Origin of the sequence: Streptococcus parasanguinis (assembly GCF_001578955.1) — a bacterium.
Taxonomy (GTDB): domain Bacteria; phylum Bacillota; class Bacilli; order Lactobacillales; family Streptococcaceae; genus Streptococcus; species Streptococcus parasanguinis_U.
Genome location: NZ_KQ969689.1, coordinates 721,686 through 724,189, shown reverse-complemented (window position 1 = coordinate 724,189; position 2,504 = coordinate 721,686). Strand labels below are relative to the sequence as shown.

General features: G+C 40.6%; 3 protein-coding genes. All 3 read right to left on the bottom strand.

From position 1 onward, the window contains the following. Positions 1 to 548: 548 nt before the first annotated feature. Positions 549 to 1,172, bottom strand: a complete 624-nt coding sequence (locus tag SPADD19_RS03470) for an NAD(P)H-dependent oxidoreductase (RefSeq protein ID WP_061455216.1) — start codon at positions 1,170 to 1,172, stop codon at positions 549 to 551. Positions 1,173 to 1,265: 93 nt separating this feature from the next. Then, entirely contained in the window at positions 1,266 to 1,763 is a 498-nt protein-coding gene (locus tag SPADD19_RS03465; RefSeq protein ID WP_061455215.1) for a GNAT family N-acetyltransferase, read from the bottom strand. Positions 1,764 to 1,777: 14 nt separating this feature from the next. Next, positions 1,778 to 2,504: helicase-related protein (locus SPADD19_RS03460; protein WP_241496452.1), on the bottom strand; the 727-nt coding region annotated here is incomplete at its 5' end.

Below are 2,504 nucleotides of genomic sequence, written 5' to 3'. Positions count from 1 at the left end.
CATTTAAGATTTTTCACTTCCGTCTCTGGTGGGTTGCAAATCTCAAGGGACAAAAAACTAAACATTCAGGACTGAAAGTGGAGTTCTTACCTCAAATAATGATCAATAAAATATGAACACCCAATCGTAACCAATGATCAACGAGAGGCGTATCCGGATCACTGTTTTTACTATCTAAGAATAGGCTGAGCGATAATAAAAGTAAAAGAAGGGCAATGATCAATCTCAGAGAGAGCTTCACGCCCCCAATAGCAAGAGTAGCTAGAAAGCCAAAAAAAGGCAAAGGGCTAAATAAAAATGACAATAAACTAAAATAGAGCATAAACGAGGAGAGTATCAATAAGCCGTAAACAATCAACTTAGTGAAAATTGAGACTCTTATACCTTCTCTTTTCATTTTTGACAGTGAATAAATGACATAGATCATATAGATAAAAAGTAGCATATTGAATCATTCCTATGTTTTATAGATTATATTAATAGTTTAACCAAAACCTATTCAAAATACAACTAAAGACAATAACTTATCAGTAGTCTCCTGTCTCTGATCAAAGTTTCTTGACTTCTGCTGCTACCTTTTGAAGATGCTGTTCCCGCATGCTAGCGGTGTTCACATCTCGTCCGACTTCTCCCAAGATGCAGACACGCTTGGTTTTAATCCCACAGTGGTTCAAGACGGCATTTTTCAAAACAGAGATGCCATAACTATCCGGAATGTTGAGAGGACCTGAAAAGATCTTGTACCACCAAGTAGGCGCCATCGAAGTCGCATAAATACTAGCCGTTTTTCCTTTGAGTAACTTCTTAAATTGCTTGCCTCTCAGGTAATTCCAGATAAAGCTTCCCTGATCATTGGCCGAGTAGGCAATCCCAGGTGTGAAGACCCGATCAATCCAACCTTTCATAAGGCTTGGCATACTACTCCACCAGATGGGATAGACAAAGATCAGGTAATCCGCCCACTGGATCCATTCTTGAGAACGAAGGATAAAGGAATCTTCCTCCATCCGTTTTCGATAACCATAGCGTAATACAGGGTCAAAATCCTCTTCATTGAGACTGATGACTTCAAGCTCATGGCGCTTTGAGTCAATAGTTTCGACTATGGTTTGAAAAATAGCCTGACAGTAACTTTCCTTATCTGGATGCCCATTGATGACTAGAATTTTCATTCGACTTCTCCTTCATTTCTTTGGTTCTTTCTATCTCTTTTATTTTTTTACTTGATTAATTGATAATGGTTGAAAGATTGATAGATAGGTCCTTTAGGAATTTTTATTTGAAGAACACATCATCCGCAATTCCTTAACAGGTTTTCCAAGTTTAAGTATTTTTTCTTGGCCATCAAAAGTAAAACCCATTTTTTGATAGAAAGCAATGGCTCGCTTATTATCTTTCAATACCCATAAATAAATTTCAGAAAAATGATCAAGAGTCCTCAAAGCTTCCTTCATTAATTTCTGAGCAATACCTTTTCCATAATAGTCTTTTAAAACATATAAAGCAATGATTTCACCAGCTTGAATGGCCTCATCACGAAAATTTCCATAGCTGATAAATCCAACGACCTTCTTTCCATCCATCGCAATCAAGGTATTTTCTGGATACTTTTGACTAAAGAAACGACATCTATCTAATGTCATCGTCTCCTGAAATTCCGCGGGTAAAAGGTCGTCATAAGCCTCTCTCCACGTTTGCCAATGAACGAGAGATTTTCCTTCTATCTCTTCAGGAGTTTCCATTGTTTTAATGATAATCTTCATTCGCTTTATCCTATCTAATCCAATGCCTTGACTTCCAACATCATATCGCGGATTTGTGCTGCCAATTCGAAATCAAGCACTTCGACAGCTTCTTGCATTTGACCTTGCAGTTTCTTGACCAGTTCCTTGCGCTCTTGGCGGTTGAGACTGGTGATATCCACTTCCTTATCCTCTTCTTTGGCCACCGCCTTGGTAACAGAGATCAGGTCACGGATTTCCTTCTTGATGGTTTGTGGGACGATGCCATGCTCTTCGTTATAAGCCATTTGAATCTGACGGCGACGAGCTGTTTCATCGATGGCTTTTTGCATAGACTGGGTCATAGTATCTGCATACATGATCACGTGACCCTCACTATTACGGGCTGCACGACCGATGGTTTGGATCAGACCACGTTCATTACGGAGGAAGCCTTCCTTATCCGCATCAAGAATAGCAACTAGACTCACTTCCGGTACGTCAATCCCTTCCCGAAGGAGGTTGATTCCGACCAAGACATCAAAAACACCCAGACGCAAATCACGGATGATTTCTGTCCGCTCCAAGGTCTTAATGTCCGAGTGCATGTATTTGACCTTGACCCCCATTTCCTTAAAGTAGTCGGTCAAGTCTTCTGCCATCTTCTTGGTCAGGGTGGTAACAAAGGTCCGCTCTCCACGTTCTACACGCGCATTAATCTCACCCAAGAGATCGTCCATTTGTCCCATGGTCGGACGCACTTCCACCTCGGGATCGAGTAGA